The following is a 773-nucleotide window of genomic DNA, read 5'->3' as shown; positions in this document are numbered from 1 at the left end:
TGGGTAGGAGTTTTGCGTGATATTGCTGGACTAGGAGCGCTCGCATAAAGAAGCAACGAGATGCGCCTACTAAACGTTGACAGTAACCTTATCAACAGTTTACTTCCATTTTTTTCGTGCTTAGTGTATAATACCCCGTATAGTATATTGTGAATATGCTGGAGTATCTACCGTGACTTGTCTTGTTGAGTACGGAGGTGGTTAAGGTCGGCGGTTTGGCGGGTTGTAGTAAGCGCATGCTAATGTGCTAATGTTTACCGCAACCATGCCGATTAAGAAGCTAGAGATGCTAACTACCAGCTCAGACATATAATTCGAAGATTCTAGCTATATGTGTTGATTGGATTATAAGAATTAAAGGAGGTTACTGGGCGTGAGCGAAGCTGAAAAGCCTAAAAAAGCAACGATAGTTGCTTGGAGCGATGATCTGGACAAGGTTTACCCGCAACTTATACTGGCGACTACTGCAGCCGCCTATGACGTTGAAGTTACCGTGTTCGTTACCTTCTGGGGCCTGTTAGCGTTCAAGAAAAAGAACGTTGGAATCACAGGCAAGGACTGGATGACCAAGATGATGGGATTCATGAAGAAAGGTCATACCAGCAGACTTAAAATATCCCAGATGAATATGGGTGGCATGGGCACCTGGATGATGAGGCAGATATTTAAGCACGAAAAGGTCGCGAGCCTCGAGACTTTGATCGAGATGGCCATGATGTCGGGCATAAAGTTCATACCGTGCCAGATGACCATGGATGCTTTTGGATTAAAGC

Annotated in this window: 1 protein-coding gene; it reads left to right on the top strand. The window is 44.9% G+C overall.

Annotated features, from left to right (window positions below; translation table 11 throughout):
* Window positions 1-373 precede the first annotated feature (373 nt).
* Window positions 374-773, top strand: a 400-nt coding sequence (locus COY37_RS03380; protein ID WP_286976093.1) for a DsrE/DsrF/DrsH-like family protein, incomplete at its 3' end; no start/stop codon positions are given.

Origin of the sequence: Candidatus Aquicultor secundus (assembly GCF_002791875.1) — a bacterium.
In the GTDB taxonomy this organism is placed as follows: domain Bacteria; phylum Actinomycetota; class Aquicultoria; order Aquicultorales; family Aquicultoraceae; genus Aquicultor_A; species Aquicultor_A secundus.
The sequence above is the reverse complement of the archived record's forward strand: the minus strand, read 5'-3'. Positions and strand labels throughout refer to the sequence as shown.